Origin of the sequence: Salinisphaera sp. RV14 (genome assembly GCF_052044135.1) — a bacterium.
Classification (GTDB): Bacteria; Pseudomonadota; Gammaproteobacteria; order Nevskiales; family Salinisphaeraceae; genus Salinisphaera.
On record NZ_JBQDYF010000019.1, the window covers coordinates 18,717 to 33,712 of the forward strand.

Genomic DNA, 14,996 nt, shown 5'->3' on the forward strand with positions numbered 1-14,996 from the left:
TGAGCGGTGCGCCTCCAGCTTAACCCGCGGCGCCGCTCCGGTGAAGATTGCCGGCCTGGGTTTTCGATGAACGGGGCCGTGCGGTGCGGCGCACTCACGACCCCTGAGTTGGTCCACAATCCTATCCATCGGCGCGGCATTGTTGCGCGCCGCGCGGCCCGAATTCGCATAATCTGGCGCGTTGGCCGGGCCCGGCGTGGATCGCCCGGCCGGCAGTGCTAGGCTGGTGCATCTGCGAGGCCAACCGGTGCGGTAAGCGGGATTTTATCCGGGCTTCGAGCCGTCGACGCCCGGGCGGCCTGTCTCAATTCGGCGCGAGAACCAGTCATGTCCATTTACGACATCCAGGTCGCCACCATCGACGGTCGGCGTATTCAGCTCGATACCTACCGTGGCTGCATTATGCTTATCGTCAATGTTGCCAGCGAATGCGGCTTCACCCCGCAGTACGCCGGCCTGGAGGCGCTCTACCGGCGCTACGCCGACGACGGTCTCGCCGTACTCGGTTTCCCCTGCAACCAGTTCGGGCAACAGGAGCCGGGTGGTGCATCCGAAATCCGGAATTTCTGCGCAACACGCTACGACATCACGTTTCCGCTATTCGCCAAGATCGATGTCAACGGATCCAACGCGCATCCTTTGTATCGGCACCTCAAAGCCGAGCGACGGGGTTTGCTCGGCCGGCGGATCAAATGGAATTTCACCAAGTTTCTGGTCGATCGTGACGGCGATGTACGTGAGCGTTATGCGCCTACCGACAAGCCGGAAAAGATCGAACACGACATAAAAGAGTTGTTGGCCGGCAATCGATGAAACGATCACTCGATCCACAGTGACGTTTCGCCGCGCCAGCCGCGTGGCGAAACGGCCCGCACCGAATAACGGCCCCGCTGGCGAATTGCCGGCGGGGTCGCCTCAACGGGCTATCGAGCAGCCTTCAGCAGATCCCGCAGGGCCTCGCCCACGCCGGTGGCCGACTGGGGGTTCTGCCCGGTGACCAGTCGACCGTCGACGACCACCTGAGTCGCCCAGTCGTCGGCCGGCTCATGCACCGCGCCGCGCTCGACCAGCCGGCTGGCCAACAGGAACGGTACGACGGTCTCCAGCCCGACCGCTTTTTCCTCGGCGTCGGTGAATGCGCTCACGCGCCGGCCATCGACCAGATGGCGACCATCGCCGAGCGTCACGTCCACCAGCGCCGCCGGCCCGTGGCAGACCGCGCCGACGACGCCGCCCGCCTCATAGATCGCGCGGGTCTTGTCGTTGACCGCCGGGTTGCCCGGGAAATCCCACATCGCGCCGTGGCCACCGGCGAAGAAAATCGCCGAATAGTCGGACGGATTCACGTCCGCCAGCTTTTGCGTACTGCGGATCGCCGCCCGAAACATGGGATTGTCCCAGTAGCGCCGGTTGGTCTCGTCGTCGAGGTCGAAGCCGTCGACCGGCGGCTCGCCGCCCTGGATCGAGGCGAAGGCCACGGGGATATCCGCCGCATCGAGCACCGACACGGGGTGGGTCACCTCGCCGAGAAAGAAACCGGTCGGATCGCCCGATTCGCCCTTGGTGCCGTGACTGGTCATCACGACGAGTACGGGTTTGATCGATTGTTCTGTGTTCGCCATGGAATGCTCCACTGGTTCGGCCCGGACAACCACCGGGTCGTGAAAGACAACGCTCAAGAGATGGCGTCGATCGCCGCAGAATCAACCGAAGCGGCCCTGGCCGGTTCGGTTTGGCGTGGCTTGGTCGATCCCGGCCTCGGATGCGGGCGAGGGCATGGCCGGCATGATGATTGCCGCACCGGCCGCTCCCTCAGGGCAGGACTTCGGGGCTCGATCTGCGCCGCCATATGGCTCAAACGTCAGTGTCACGGGTTTGATAAACCGTGGCTGTTACCCCGCAATGTCAGCAGACATGTCCCGGCCGGGTGCGCGTCGGCCGGTGGTTTGCGCGCGGCTGGGTATGCCCCCATATCCGCGACTGGGAGCCTATTGCTGCAGGCTCTGAAACGGCTGGTTGCGATGGGGCGCCGGCGCCTGTCGCGGTGCGATACGAGGGCCTAAACTACACGACATGTTCGATTTTCTTCAGGGGTTTGCATACGGGCTGTTTTTGTCCTGTCTGCCGTGGTTTCTCGCCGGCATGCTCGATCCGCGACTTGCCGTACCCGCCGAGCCGCCAACGCGCTGGCGCGTCATCCTGCGTTATGTCTTCGGTGTTCCGTTTCTGGCGTTCGTGCTGTGGCTGACCTCGCTCTGGGGCGGCTTCTCGCCGAGCTTTCTCGGCTGGGTTGCCGGGTTGGCGGCGCTGGCGGTGGAGATCCCGGCGGAACGCGGTTGGCGCCGTTGGCGCGCCCGGCGCGAGGCAAGACGGCGTCAGGCGGTGGCACAAGCCCGGGCCCGCGAGCAACGCGCCGATGCCGAGCGCGCCCGGCGCGAGGCGGGCGTTGCCGAACTGGATCCGGCCGCGCCGCCGGCGGACGCCGACGACGTCGTGCTGGCCCTGTGTGGCGCCAAGCGGGCGCTGCTCCACGCCCGGCGCGCCGATCTGGCCGGTCATGCCGATCGTGTGTATACGCGCTACACCCGCGTGCTCGACGTGCTGGCGGATAAATTCGATGCACGCGAGGTGACCTTCGATCGCTCGCGGGCCATGGTGGTGCAGGTTGGGCTGACGGCGGCGGATAACCTGCGCGCCATGGGCGCGCTGGCGGCCGGCGTGGCCGGTATCGATGCCGCCTATGTGCGCCGGCGCCTGGCCGAAATGGGCCCGCGCGGCGTCGCCGATGAACGCGACGCGCTGCAACGCCGGCTCGATCTGGTGGCCGACACCGAGCGCCGCCTGGCCGAACGGGCGGCGACCAACGAAACCGCACTGACCACACTGGACAACGCAGTGGTGGTGATGTCGCGGGTGAACACCGACCGGCCGCGGGCCGAAGTTGGCGCCGAGCAGGCGCTCAACGATCTCAAACGCTTCATCGACAAGGCAGAGCGCTATGGACACAACACCTGATCGAGACCGTGGCGCGCATGCGCCGCGCAGCCCGCTGAGCCTGTCGCTGCCGGTCGACGAGATCGCCAGCGAAATCGAATCGGAAAGTCGGCCGCGCCCGGAAGCCGAGGCCGAGGACCCCGAGTTGGCGCGCACCGCGGATGCGTTCGTGGCGGATGTGCTGGCCATGGACGAGGCCGAAGCCGCGAGCGCGCAGGCCAAGCGCGAAGCGGTGGACGGGATGGGCGCCGAGGTGCAGCGTCAGGCCGCCCACCGCAGCGCCATGCTCGACACGCCGATCCGCCAGCTCGCCGGGCACGGGCGCGACGGCGGGCCGGTCGCCCAGGCACTGGTCGGGCTGCGCACGCGTATGGAAGCGTTGAACCCCAATCGCCACAAGCTCGCCGATGGCCGGCTTGCGCGTACTTTTTCGTTCATCCCCGGTGTCGGTAATCGCCTGGCGCGTTATTTCCAGAAGTTCGAGACCGCACAGGAAGCCATCGATGCCATTATCCGCGACCTCGAATCCGGTAAGGATATGCTGCGCCGGGACAACCTCACGCTGGCCGACGATCAGGATGCGCTGCGTGAAACACTCGGCCAGCTCCAGCGCCAGATCGAGCTCGGCCGACTCATCGACCGGCGCCTGAAAGCCGCGTCCGAGGAACTGTCCGAGGACAACGCCAAGCGCCGGTTCATCGAGGAGGAGCTGCTGTTTCCCCTGCGCCAGCGCATCGTCGACCTGCAGCAGCAACTCACCGTCAGCCAGCAGGGCGTGCTCGCGCTCGAGGTGGTCATCCGCAACAACCGGGAACTGATGCGCGGGGTGGATCGCGCGCTCAACGTCACGGTTTCGGCGCTCAACGTGGCGGTCACGACGGCGCTGGCACTGGCCAACCAGCGGCTCGTGCTGGACCGTATCGAATCGCTCAACCAGACCACCTCGGACATGATCGCCGGCACGGCGAAACAGCTGCGCTCGCAGGGTGTGGACATCCAGAACCGCAGTGCCTCGGCCATGCTGGACACGGCGCAGCTCGAAAACGCCTTTGCTGATGTCATCGGCGCCATCGACGAAGTCTCGCGTTACCGGCGTGAAGCGCTGCCGAAGCTCGACGAACAGATCCGGCGGCTCGAGGACATCGGCCAGCGTGGCAAGCAGGCGATCGACGAACTCGATCGCGGCAACGCCGCGGCCCGCGCCGAGAACGCCGTGTAGTCGCTGTCATCGGGCCGCTCCGTGCGCCGCGCGTTCCGAATCGGCGCCGCTGGCCGGCTTCGCGCCGACAAAGGCCGGCGATGCCGAGTACGTCGCGGGCCAGGGCAGGGCCCATCGCTTACGGCGTTTTGGGTTTCGGCCTGGGTTTGCCCTTGTTTTTGGACGCCGCCTTCTTCTTGGCCGACTTCTTGTGGCGCGGTTTGTCCTTGGCGCCGGCCGGTTTCGCCCGCGGGCCCGGGGCGGCGCTGCCGAAGCTGTTCTTCACCCGGCTGATCTCGAGCTGGCGATTGGCGACCCAGACGGTTTTCAGATGCGCGAAGACTTCTTCCGGCATACCCCCGGGCAGGTCGACGAGGCTGAAGTCGTCCCGGATTGCGATCCGGCCGATGTCCTTGCTGTCCACGCCGGCTTCGTTGGCGATTGCGCCCACGATGTTGCGGGGCTCGACCCCGTGTTCGCGACCGACCTCGATGCGGAAGGTTTCCATGCTCAGGGCGCCGGCCACGGGTTGTTTCCGGCGTGCCGGCCTGTCGCTGCCGTCGTTGCTCTCGTGAAAGGCCTGTCCGGCCGATTTGGCGACGGGCGCGGCCTGCAGTGAGAGCGGTTCCCCGCCCTGGGCGAGCCGAGCCAGGGCGGCTGCCAGCCGGGTCGGGTCGACGTTGTGTTCCTGGCGGTAGGTTTCGACCAGTTCCGCGAACGGCTCCAGGCCGCCCGCTTCGAGGGTCTCGGTGATGCTCTGCTTGAAGCGTTCGACGCGCTGCGCGTTGACGTCGGCCATGGTCGGTACGTCCATCGGCTCGATGGCCTGGCGCGTGGCCCGTTCAATGTTCTTGAACAGGCGTTTCTCGCGCATGGTCACGAACAGGATCGCATCGCCCTGACGGCCCGCGCGCCCGGTGCGGCCGATGCGATGCACGTAGGACTCGGTGTCGTGCGGGATATCGAAATTGATGACGTGGCTGATGCGATCCACATCCAGTCCGCGCGCCGCGACATCGGTGGCGACGATGATATCGAGCTGCTTGTTCTTGAGCTGGGTGATCGTGCGCTCACGCTGCGCCTGGACGATATCGCCATTGAGCGCGGCACAGGCATAGCCGCGTGCCGAGATCTTCTCGGCCAGCTCGTCGGTGGCCTTCTTGGTCCGCGCGAACACCAGCATGGCGTCGAACGGTTCGGCCTCCAGCAGCCGGGTCAGCGCCTCGAGCTTGCTGATGCCGCCGCCCACGATCCAGTAGCGCTGCCGGATATTGTCGGCGGTGGTGGTGCGGGTCTTGATCGTGACTTCCTGCGGATCGCGCAGGTGTGTCTTGGCGATCCGGCGGATGGCGCTCGGCATGGTGGCCGAGAACAGCGCCACCTGCCGCTCGGGCGGCGTGTTTTCAAACACCCATTCGACATCGTCGATGAAGCCCATGCGCAGCATTTCGTCGGCTTCGTCCAGCACCAGCCATTCCAGGCTGTCCAGTCGCAGTGTGCCGCGCTTGAGATGATCGATCACGCGGCCCGGCGTGCCCACCACCACGTCCACGCCGCGCTTGAGGGCGGCCAGCTGCGGCCCGTAGCCCTGGCCGCCATAGATCGGCAGCACATGGAAGCCCGGCATGAACGAGGCATAGCGCTGGAATGCTTCGGCGACTTGAATCGCCAGCTCGCGCGTCGGTGCCAGCACCAGCGCGCGCGGTTGCTTGCCCGCTTCCTTGCCAAAGGGCAGGTTCGACAGGATCGGCAGGGCGAACGCCGCTGTCTTGCCGGTACCGGTCTGCGCCTGGCCAAGCACATCGCGCCCGGCCAGCAGGGGGCCGATCGTGGCGGCCTGAATGGGCGAAGGCGTTTCGTAACCGACGTCGGCCAACGCCTTCATGACCGCATCGGAAAGGCCCATGGCCGAAAAGGGTGTGCGATCGTTTTCTGGTGTGCTGGGGGAGGACATTCAAAGCCTGCAGACTCGGGCGCCGTGTCGCGCCGGGAAACCGCCGCGCCGGTTCGGCGCGGAAGCGCCTAGTTTAACGGCTCCGGCGCCGCCGCGTGTGTAATGTTCGCACGCACCCCATGTCGCCGCGGCCCTGCAAGCGTCGCGCGGCGGCCTGGTCCGGGATCACGCCCCTCTTCGTCGCGCGCACGGCATTGTGCGCGGGCCCGGCACGACGCTGTGGTAGCCCGCTGCGGTTGTCATCATCCGTACCGGCGTGGCCAGCTGGCATCCGTGAATTCGGACATTGACGCCAGAGCGCCCGTCTGTCGTGATCACGCCAGTCTGGACACCGCCCAAACGACGGGGCGGTATACGGTCCGCGTCGACAGCGCGGCCTCGGCGACCGGTCGGCGCGAAGGATTCGGGCTGCCCTGCGATCCGCCCCCTTTCCTGTCGAGGGGCGTTGTATCATTCCCGGCGTGTTTGTCGTCGCCGGCCAATCCCCCGGCCGGGGGGCGGCCGAGCGCCGACCCGGGACCCGCGAACCCGGCGGGCCCGGCCCCGGGCCGCGTCCATTGCGCGCCGAGCGCACCTGAAAATAGAAGGGCGGGATCAGGTCTTGTATCGTCAGCCTACGGCCGGATGGCACGGGGCCACGCTCTATTGTTTGCGATTTCGGGGTAACGACAATGCCGAGGTATGTTGCGAATGGACGTTACTTCCATACCGCGGTTACGACCATGCTTTCGCTGGCCCTGTTTGCCTCGGCCAGTGCCACGCTGATGAACGTGCTCAGCGCCCCGCATCGCCCGCTGGATCTGATCGTCCCGCCGGTGATGTGTGCGCTGTTCGCCGGACTGCTTATCGCATTGCTCCGGCGTCCGCGGTGGTTATTGACCATCGCCCGAATCGCGCTGCTCGCTTCGGGTGCCGCATTGATCATGCCGACGTGGTTTTACACCGCCCAGGCGATCATGACCTCCGGGCTGCAACTGGTCACGACGCTGCCGCCGATATCGGCTCTTCTGCTGGTGCTGATCGTCATGGTGATGATCTTCTTCCCGGGGCGGCAGGCGATCGGCATGGCTTTGCTTGCCTGGATCCTGGTCGGGGGCCCGGTTCTGCTGTATTTGTTCGGCCATCCCGGTGAGATGTGGACGCCCCGCGGTAGGGCGCTGGTGATGACCTATGGCCCGGCGGCCGTCATGCTCGTGGTCCTGTTGCCGATCCTGCGCGGCATGAGCGGAACGATAGAACGCCTCGTCTCCGACCGCGTATGGATGGAGGCGCTGATCAACCAGGACCCCTTGACCGGCATCCACAACCGGCGCGTGGGCGAGCAGATACTGCGCGACTGTCTTACCAAGCAGGCTGGGGCAGGTTTGATCATGTTCGACCTGGATCGGTTCAAGGCAATCAACGATACCTACGGCCACATCATCGGCGACCAGGTTCTGACCGTCGTCGCCGACCGGTGCAAGCAATTGTTGCGAGCCGACGCCTGTGTCTCGCGATGGGGCGGCGAGGAATTCCTGGCCGTTATCCCGGGTGCGGATATCACGGGCGTATGCCGTTTGGCGGAACGCCTGCGCGAGGCGATCGCCAACGCCCCGATCGGTCCCGTGCCGAGCGTGACCGCGTCTTTCGGCGTCACCATGCTCGCTCCCGGCGACACGCTGGCCATTGCGGTGGAACGCGCCGATCGGCGGCTGTACGAAAGCAAACAGCGGGGCCGTAATTGCGTGGTGTCGAGCGCGGCGCTATCGGCGGGTGCGCAACCCACGCCGGCGACACCCCTGGACGGCGGCAGATAGATCCGACGGCGACCGGGTACGTCGCAGGCCGCCGAATCGCGGTGATTCGCACCCCCGGGGCCCGCGTGTCCGATCGTGTTGCAGCAGAAGACAACGCGCCTGAGGTCGCCGCCTGCCTTGAAAAACCGGTCGGTTAACGGCAGGTAGACAGGGAACGCATTGGCGTACGGTCGATCATTGTCGACCCGCTTCGCGCCCAATCCAAAATTCTGGAGTTCCGTATGACGGCCACCGTCAAGAGCATCAATCCGGCCAATGGCCAGACCATCCGTGAATTCGACACGATCACGGACGAACAACTACAGCAGAAGATCGAGCAGACCCATGAGGCGTTTCTCGACTGGAAACAGCGTTCGTTCGACGAGCGCGGTGCCATCGTCCGCAAGATCGGCGAACTGCTCGTCTCGCAAACGGATCGATTGTCGCGTCTGATGACCGACGAAATGGGCAAGCCCATCAGTCAGGCGCCGGGTGAGCTTGAGCTCTGCAAGGGCATCTGTGACTACAGTGCCGACCATGCCGCCCAGGTGCTGGCCGACGAGCCGCGCGACCTGCCCGGCGGCCGCGCAGTGGTCACGCATCAGCCGATCGGCGTCATCTTCGGCATCCAGCCCTGGAACTTTCCGTTCTATCAGGTGATTCGCTATACCGTCGCCAATCTGATGGCCGGCAATACCGTGTTGCTCAAGCACGCGCCCAACGTCTGGGGCTGCGCCGAGGCGCTCGAGCAGATCTGCCGCGAGGCGGGGCTGCCCGAGAACGTGTTCAACGTGCTCTATATTCACGATGAACAGGCCAGCCAGGTCACCAGGCATCCGCGTGTGCGCGGTGTCACCTTCACCGGCAGTGCGGCGACCGGCCGCAAGATTGCCGCCGACGCCAGCCAGCATCTGAAGAAGACAGTGCTGGAACTGGGCAGCAACGACGCTTTCCTGGTGCTCGAGGATGCCGATATCGACAAGGCTGTGGATGCCTGTGTCACCGGTCGGATCAACAACAACGGCCAGACCTGCGTGGCAGCCAAGCGCTTCGTAGTGGTCGACGCGGTGTACGAGAAGTTCCGCGATGCTTACGTCGAAAAGATGAAGCAGGTGGAATTCGGCGATCCGGCCGACGAAAACACCCAGCTCGGCCCGCTCGCGCGCGAAGACCTGCGCGACAAGCTGCACCAACAGGTCAAGGAATCGGTCGCCAATGGCGCGACCTGTGCCATCGGCGGCGAGGTACCGGATGTCGAAGGTTTCTTCTATCCGGTCACTGTGCTGGAAAACGTCAAACCCGGCATGCCGGCCTATGACGGCGAGTTGTTCGGCCCGGCCGCCTCGCTCATCCGGGCGAAGGACGAAGCCGATGCCATTCGTATTGCCAACGACTCGGTCTACGGCCTGGGCGGCGGCATCTTTTCGGAAGACGAAAAGCGTGCCGAACGTCTGGCGCGGGACCATTTCGATACCGGCATGGTCAGCATCAACGGCTACTACATCGCCCAGCCCAATCTGCCATTCGGCGGCGTCAAGGACAGTGGTTACGGCCGCGAACACGGCGGCTTCGGCATGCGCGAATTCATCAACAGCAAGTCGCTGATGATCGCGCAGTAGTCGCGGGCCAATACGCCACTTGACCCGGTCGCTGCTTTCGGCGACCGTCGCAAAACCCCGGTCTTCGGCCGGGGTTTTTTTGCGTTGGACAATCAGGCCGTCAGGGGTGGCTGATTTCCCTTGCAGCCCAAGCTTGTTTTTCGACGTGACAATGGTTCGATTGTGACGTATCGCCCCGCGAGCGGCGGGCGCTGTGTCTGTTCACCTGCGGCGGGCCTGCGATGAGCGCGGTCTGGCGCGAAATGTCCAACCGGCGCCGGTTGAGGGCGAACCGGCGGCCGCCGGTGGACACGGCGGCATGATGCCGCGCTGGCCGCCGTGGGCAACACCATCAAGCGCGGCGAGGCCAACGTCGATATGCAGCGACTGACGCGTTAGCGGGGACAAAGCGGGGCGTGGTGTGCCTGGCCCGGCGCGAGCCGAGCGATCATGGCCTGGACGAAAGCCGCCCCGATGGTTTTGTCGCGATCCATTCGTTCGGCACGTGCGCGCTTATCGAACCCGGATACGGGCCAATAGCGGGCCAGAATGCCCTGGGCCGCGGCTCGCTCGGTGGCCCTGGCTCGCCACCGGCGTTTGTTCTGGCTTGGCAATCGATTTGCACGAAATCGACCACAGCCGAATTCAATTCGCCTATAGTTATCGCAAGGCCGCTTTCTATCAGGCGTGCCGTTGGGAGGGGGGTAATCCGGTTCCTTACCGTCCGGCCTCGATGTGAGGGGCGGCCTCCTCCTGCGTGTCGTCTCGGGTACGTGCCCGGATATTCGACAGGCAATTCAAGCCGGGTTAACAAGCCGGGTTAACTAGAATGAGATCAATCGAGGAGAACAACAATGCGCAAATCATTAATGGCAGCACTGCTGGTGGCCAGTGCCGTGCTGCCCGCCGCGGGTCTTGCCCAGGCCAATACCCTGACCATCGGCTTTACCTCGTCGGAGACGGGCAAGCTCAACGCCGACGCCACCCCGCAGCTGCGCGGCTTCGAGATGTGGCGCGATCAGGTCAACGCCAACGGCGGCATCAAGGCTGGCGGTACCGACTACAAGATCAAGCTCAAGTACTACGATGACCAGTCCAAGGCCGGCCGTGTGCAGCAGCTGTATAGCCGGTTGATCCTGCAGGATAATGCCGACTTCCTATTCAGCCCGTATTCCTCGGGCCTGACCTCCACTGCGGCCGTGGTTTCCGAGCAGTTCGGCAAGATCATGCTGACCACCGGGGCCGCCGAGGGCAAGACGTACAAGCTCGGCAACAAGTATCTCTTCCAGATGTATACGCCGGCCGCGCAATACCTGAAGAGTGCGCTGGAGGTGGTCAAGGCGAACAACCCAAAGGCGAAGATCGCGCTGGTCTACTCCAACGACGGTTTCTCGCAGGGGGCAGCCGCCGGCGCGGCGGATGCGGCGAAGTCGATGGGGCTGAATATCGTACTCAACCAGTCCTATTCGCCCGACACCACGGACTTCGGCCCGATCATCAACAAGATCGTGTCCTCGGGCGCGAATGTGTTGATCGGCGGCGGGCACTATGCCGATGGCAGCACACTCGCTCGCCAGCTCTACGACAAGAAATCCAATCTGGAATTCATTTCCCTGCTGGTGGCGCCGGACATTCCCAAGTTCGCATCGCTGGGCGAAGCGGCCGAGGGCGTGACGGTGCCGTCGCAGTGGGAGCCCAGCGTGGCCTATAAGCCGGATTTCGGGCCGACCGCGTCGCAGTTCACCACGATGTTCCAGAACAAATACCACACCAAGCCCGGCTATCATGCCGCCGGCGGTTACGCGGCGGGTCTGGTGCTGCAGCATGCCATCGAGCAGGCAGGTTCGATCAAGACGGATGCGGTCGCCAAGGCGCTGAATGCGATGGATGCGACCACGTTCTACGGTCATATTCATTTTGCCACCAAGCCTGACGAGCACGGGCTGCAGATTGGCCACGACATGGTGCTGGCACAGTGGCAGCAGGGTAGCGACGGCAAACTCGAAAGCAAGGTGGTCTGGCCGAAGTCGGCCAGCAATGCCGCGATCGTGTATCCGCTGAAGAAATCGCACTAAATCCGGTTTCGGATCCGGGTCGGGGCCGGTGCGGGCCCCGACCCGGTGGCGTCATCCACGGCAGAGGCCGTCACAATGTTCTATGACTTGATCGCTTCGTTGGTCAACGGGGTGCTCGTGGGCGCGATCTATGGGCTCGCGGCCATCGGGCTCACGCTTATTTTCGGCGTGATGAACGTGATCAACCTGATGCACGGGGCCACGATCGCCCTGGGCATGTTCGCGCTGTATTTTCTGGCAACGGCGGCCGGACTCAATCCTTATTTGTCGATTCCCGTGGTGCTCGCCGGCGGATTCGTGTTCGGGGTGGGGGTGTACTGGATTGCGGTCCACCGGGTGATTGGCGGTTCCGATCTGATGACGCTGCTGGCGACCTTTGCCGTGAACATGATCATCATCGGTATCGGCACCGCGGTCTGGAGCACCAGTCCGTACAATGTCGACGTGAGCGTGCCGCAGCTGACGGTGAGCCTGCATGGCTACACCATTCCCGGTACCCAACTGGTAGCGGCGGCACTGGCCGTGATCCTGGCCGGGCTGCTGTACGCCTTTCTTTATTACACCCGGCTGGGTAAGGCGATCCGCGCGGTGGCCAACAACCGCCAGGCCGCCGAGCTGATGGGCATCAATACCCAGTGGGTGCTGGCCATCTCCTTCGGGATCGGCATTGCGGTGGCCGCAGCCGCCGGGCTGCTGATCGCCACGCTGTTTCCGTTCACCATCCTGTCGGGCGCGAATTACGAGCTCAAGAGCTTCGTGGTGGTCGTGCTCGGCGGTTTGGGCGATCCCGCCGGCGCGTTGCTGGGCGGCATCCTGCTGGGGTTGATCGAGGGCGTGAGCGCGCCATTCGTCGATGTCAGCTGGACCCCGGTGATCGAATTCACGCTGTTCGTGCTTATTCTGGTGCTCTTCCCGAAGGGCCTGTTGCGTTTCGGGCGGGGTAAGCGATGATTCTCAAGCGACCCACATTTTGGATCATCCTGCTGGTTGCGGCGGCATTCGCGCTGATCCCCGCGGTCACCGGTGATATCGCCCTGCGTGAAAGCCTGTTGCTGGGCGCGGTGTACATCATCCTGGCGTCGAATCTGAACCTGATGATCGGCTACACCGCCTACGTCAATTTCGGCAATATCGCGTTCTTCGGCCTCGGCGGCTATATCGGTTTGTATGTGGTCAACACGCTGCATTGGTCGCTGTGGCCGGCATGCCTGATCGCCGGTTGCGTGGTGAGCCTGTTGGCGCTGGTGCTGGGCAGCGGCATCCTGCGGCTGCGTGGTGCCTATTTCGCGCTGGCCACGATCGGCGTCAACGAGGCGGTCAAGGCGTTCGTCACCAATTTCCAGCCGTTCGGTGGCGCCAGCGGGATGTATCTGTCGTTTTCGAGCTTCAACGCGTTGGGTGGGGCCCGGCACGCGCTGTGGCTGGCCTATTTCGCCATGATTGCCCTCATGGCGCTGTCCATGATCCTGAGCCTGGTGATCAAGCGTTCGCGCTTCGGGCTGGGCCTGTTCGCCATCCGCGAGGATGAGGACGCGGCACAGGTTCTGGGTGTGAAAGCCCCGCTGTACAAAAGCCTGACCTACGCCGCCTCCGCCTTTATTCCCGCCATGGCCGGCACGATCTATTTCTTCAAGAACGGGGTGATTCTGCCGGAGCAGGCGTTCGATCTGACGTTGTCGATCGAGGCCATCGTGATGCTGATGCTCGGCGGCCAGGGCACGGTCCTCGGGGTGGCATTGGGCGCGTTCGCCTACGAGCAGTTCCGCGGCTATCTGCTGGTGTCGTCGACTTTTTCTCAGTTCCAGCTGGTGGTGGCCGGCATCCTTTTGCTGCTGATCGTGCTGTTCCTGCCGGAAGGCTTCATGGGCTGGGTCTATCGCCGCGTGCCCCGGTTACGGAAGGTGATTGAATGAGCGCGATACTGCAAGTCAGCGGTCTGAGCAAACGCTTCGGGGGCGTTCAGGCGGTCAACGGTGTCGATTTCGAGATCGCCGAAGGTGAAATATTCGGCCTGATCGGTCCGAACGGCGCCGGCAAGACGACGTTGTTCAATCTGATCAACGGTGTCATTCCGCCGGACACCGGCGAGGTGGTGTTCAAGGGCGAGACGATCACGGGTATGGCGCCGTATAACGTGGTTCGCAAAGGGCTCGCTCGCACGCATCAGATTGTGAAACCGCTCAACGATATGACGGTGCTGGACAACGTCACCGTCGGCGCCTGCTTCGGGGCCGAACATCTGTCGCTCAAGGCGGCGGCCAAGGCGGCCCGCGAGAGCCTTGAAACCGTGGGGTTGGCCGATCGGGCCGAAATGCTGGCCGGGCATCTGAACATCGCCAGCAAGAAACGGCTGGAAATCGCGCGCGCTCTGGCCGGGCGGCCGCAGTTGTTGCTGCTCGATGAAACCCTGGCGGGTCTGAATCCGACCGAAGTCGAACACATGATCGGCGTCATCCGGCGCATCCGCGAGGAGCGCGGTATCTCGATCCTGATGATCGAACATCTCATGCAGGTGATCATGCAACTGTCGGATCGGATCATGGTATTGAACTTCGGCGAGAAACTGGCCGAAGGCCAGCCGGAGGAAATCGCCCACGACAAGATTGTTATCGAGGCCTATCTCGGCGATGCCGACCTGGCCAACCGCCTGATGGAGGAGTCGTGAGCAAAGCCCTATTGCAACTCGAGGATGTGGAATCCGGTTACGGCGAGCTCCAGGTGCTCTGGGGCGTGAGCCTGCAGGTGCAGCCGCATGGCATGACCACATTGGTCGGCGCGAACGGCGCCGGCAAGACCACATTGCTGCGTGCGGCCACCGGTAGTATCAGCGCCTGGCGCGGTCGGGTGCGTTTCGATGGCGAGGATGTGACGCGTCTGTCGGCGCACGACAAGGCCAGCCGTGGGCTGATTCTGGTGCCCGAAGGCCGGCAACTGTTCAATGACATGACGGTCGAGGAAAACCTCGAACTGGGCGCCTACGCCAAGCGTGCGCGGCAGAAATTCTCGGCCAGTCTGGAGCGTGTGTATAACTATTTCCCGCGCCTGAAGGAGCGCCGCGACCAGAAGGCGGGCACGTTCTCCGGCGGCGAGCAGCAGATGCTGGCGGTCGCCCGGGGCCTGATGGCTGATCCCAAGGTGCTCATCATCGATGAACTGTCGCTCGGACTGTCGCCGTTGCTCACGCAGCAACTGTTCGGGACCCTGCGCGAGCTGAAGTCCGAGGGGCTGACCATTCTGCTGGTCGAACAGAACCTGCACCTGGCCCTGGCGCTGTCCGATTATGCCTATGTACTGGCCGAGGGCCGGCTGCACAGTCAGGGCCCGTCGCGGGACGTCGCCCGCGATCCGGAGGTGCGCAAGGCCTATATGGGGGTGTGATGGGTTGCCTGGCCTGCGTAGCGG

The 14,996-nt window shown here is 64.3% G+C and carries 12 protein-coding genes; 10 read left to right on the forward strand and 2 right to left on the reverse strand.

From position 1 onward, the window contains the following. Positions 1 to 327: 327 nt before the first annotated feature. The gene (locus ACS8Y6_RS15220) at positions 328 to 813 is read left to right on the forward strand and encodes a glutathione peroxidase (RefSeq protein WP_440851237.1); all 486 of its coding nucleotides are present in this window, start codon (positions 328 to 330) and stop codon (positions 811 to 813) included. A gap of 110 nt (positions 814 to 923) precedes the next feature. On the opposite strand, the gene ACS8Y6_RS15225 is transcribed toward ACS8Y6_RS15220, so the two are convergent. After that, positions 924 to 1,622 (reverse strand): type 1 glutamine amidotransferase domain-containing protein, encoded by a 699-nt coding sequence (locus ACS8Y6_RS15225; RefSeq protein ID WP_440851236.1) that lies wholly within the window; start codon positions 1,620 to 1,622, stop codon positions 924 to 926. Between the two features lie 451 nt (positions 1,623 to 2,073). Here ACS8Y6_RS15225 and ACS8Y6_RS15230 point away from each other — a divergent pair, with 451 nt between their 5' ends. Together ACS8Y6_RS15230 and ACS8Y6_RS15235 are read left to right on the forward strand one after the other, a co-directional pair. Then, complete coding sequence (locus ACS8Y6_RS15230) at positions 2,074 to 3,015, forward strand: cobyrinic acid a,c-diamide synthase (RefSeq protein WP_440855931.1); 942 nt, start codon at positions 2,074 to 2,076, stop codon at positions 3,013 to 3,015. Beyond that, the gene (locus tag ACS8Y6_RS15235) at positions 2,999 to 4,213 is read left to right on the forward strand and encodes a toxic anion resistance protein (RefSeq protein ID WP_440851234.1); all 1,215 of its coding nucleotides are present in this window, start codon (positions 2,999 to 3,001) and stop codon (positions 4,211 to 4,213) included. Before ACS8Y6_RS15230 ends, ACS8Y6_RS15235 begins: the two co-directional genes overlap by 17 nt. Positions 4,214 to 4,331: 118 nt before the next feature. On the opposite strand, the gene ACS8Y6_RS15240 is transcribed toward ACS8Y6_RS15235, so the two are convergent. Beyond that, positions 4,332 to 6,146, reverse strand: a complete 1,815-nt coding sequence (locus ACS8Y6_RS15240; RefSeq protein WP_440855932.1) for a DEAD/DEAH box helicase — start codon at positions 6,144 to 6,146, stop codon at positions 4,332 to 4,334. A gap of 671 nt (positions 6,147 to 6,817) precedes the next feature. Here ACS8Y6_RS15240 and ACS8Y6_RS15245 point away from each other — a divergent pair. The 7 genes from ACS8Y6_RS15245 (at position 6,818) to ACS8Y6_RS15275 (ending at position 14,972) form a co-directional block, all read left to right on the forward strand. After that, positions 6,818 to 7,942 carry a diguanylate cyclase gene (locus ACS8Y6_RS15245; RefSeq protein ID WP_440855933.1) on the forward strand — a complete coding sequence of 375 codons (1,125 nt, stop codon included), beginning with the start codon at positions 6,818 to 6,820 and terminating at the stop codon, positions 7,940 to 7,942. Positions 7,943 to 8,163: 221 nt separating this feature from the next. Beyond that, the gene (locus tag ACS8Y6_RS15250) at positions 8,164 to 9,540 is read left to right on the forward strand and encodes an NAD-dependent succinate-semialdehyde dehydrogenase (RefSeq protein ID WP_440851231.1); all 1,377 of its coding nucleotides are present in this window, start codon (positions 8,164 to 8,166) and stop codon (positions 9,538 to 9,540) included. 833 nt (positions 9,541 to 10,373) lie between these two features. Then, the gene (locus ACS8Y6_RS15255; protein ID WP_440855934.1) at positions 10,374 to 11,594 is read left to right on the forward strand and encodes an amino acid ABC transporter substrate-binding protein; all 1,221 of its coding nucleotides are present in this window, start codon (positions 10,374 to 10,376) and stop codon (positions 11,592 to 11,594) included. A 75-nt stretch (positions 11,595 to 11,669) separates the two neighbouring features. Beyond that, the gene (locus ACS8Y6_RS15260) at positions 11,670 to 12,545 is read left to right on the forward strand and encodes a branched-chain amino acid ABC transporter permease (protein ID WP_440855935.1); all 876 of its coding nucleotides are present in this window, start codon (positions 11,670 to 11,672) and stop codon (positions 12,543 to 12,545) included. Beyond that, positions 12,542 to 13,507, forward strand: coding sequence for a branched-chain amino acid ABC transporter permease (locus ACS8Y6_RS15265; protein ID WP_440851228.1), 966 nt, complete (start codon positions 12,542 to 12,544; stop codon positions 13,505 to 13,507). The genes ACS8Y6_RS15260 and ACS8Y6_RS15265 overlap by 4 nt, the downstream gene beginning before the upstream one ends. Further along, positions 13,504 to 14,259 carry an ABC transporter ATP-binding protein gene (locus tag ACS8Y6_RS15270; protein ID WP_440855936.1) on the forward strand — a complete coding sequence of 252 codons (756 nt, stop codon included), beginning with the start codon at positions 13,504 to 13,506 and terminating at the stop codon, positions 14,257 to 14,259. Before ACS8Y6_RS15265 ends, ACS8Y6_RS15270 begins: the two co-directional genes overlap by 4 nt. Beyond that, the gene (locus ACS8Y6_RS15275) at positions 14,256 to 14,972 is read left to right on the forward strand and encodes an ABC transporter ATP-binding protein (RefSeq protein ID WP_440851226.1); all 717 of its coding nucleotides are present in this window, start codon (positions 14,256 to 14,258) and stop codon (positions 14,970 to 14,972) included. Before ACS8Y6_RS15270 ends, ACS8Y6_RS15275 begins: the two co-directional genes overlap by 4 nt. Positions 14,973 to 14,996 lie beyond the last annotated feature (24 nt).

Excerpts from the sequence above, each read along its gene's own strand:
- ACS8Y6_RS15220 (WP_440851237.1), top strand. The coding sequence starts at position 328 with ATGTCCATTTACGACATCCAGGTCGCCACCATCGACGGTCGGCGTATT.
- ACS8Y6_RS15225 (WP_440851236.1), bottom strand. The coding sequence starts at position 1,622 with ATGGCGAACACAGAACAATCGATCAAACCCGTACTCGTCGTGATGACC.
- ACS8Y6_RS15230 (WP_440855931.1), top strand. The coding sequence starts at position 2,074 with ATGTTCGATTTTCTTCAGGGGTTTGCATACGGGCTGTTTTTGTCCTGT.
- ACS8Y6_RS15235 (WP_440851234.1), top strand. The coding sequence starts at position 2,999 with ATGGACACAACACCTGATCGAGACCGTGGCGCGCATGCGCCGCGCAGC.
- ACS8Y6_RS15240 (WP_440855932.1), bottom strand. The coding sequence starts at position 6,146 with ATGTCCTCCCCCAGCACACCAGAAAACGATCGCACACCCTTTTCGGCC.
- ACS8Y6_RS15245 (WP_440855933.1), top strand. The coding sequence starts at position 6,818 with ATGCCGAGGTATGTTGCGAATGGACGTTACTTCCATACCGCGGTTACG.
- ACS8Y6_RS15250 (WP_440851231.1), top strand. The coding sequence starts at position 8,164 with ATGACGGCCACCGTCAAGAGCATCAATCCGGCCAATGGCCAGACCATC.
- ACS8Y6_RS15255 (WP_440855934.1), top strand. The coding sequence starts at position 10,374 with ATGCGCAAATCATTAATGGCAGCACTGCTGGTGGCCAGTGCCGTGCTG.
- ACS8Y6_RS15260 (WP_440855935.1), top strand. The coding sequence starts at position 11,670 with ATGTTCTATGACTTGATCGCTTCGTTGGTCAACGGGGTGCTCGTGGGC.
- ACS8Y6_RS15265 (WP_440851228.1), top strand. The coding sequence starts at position 12,542 with ATGATTCTCAAGCGACCCACATTTTGGATCATCCTGCTGGTTGCGGCG.
- ACS8Y6_RS15270 (WP_440855936.1), top strand. The coding sequence starts at position 13,504 with ATGAGCGCGATACTGCAAGTCAGCGGTCTGAGCAAACGCTTCGGGGGC.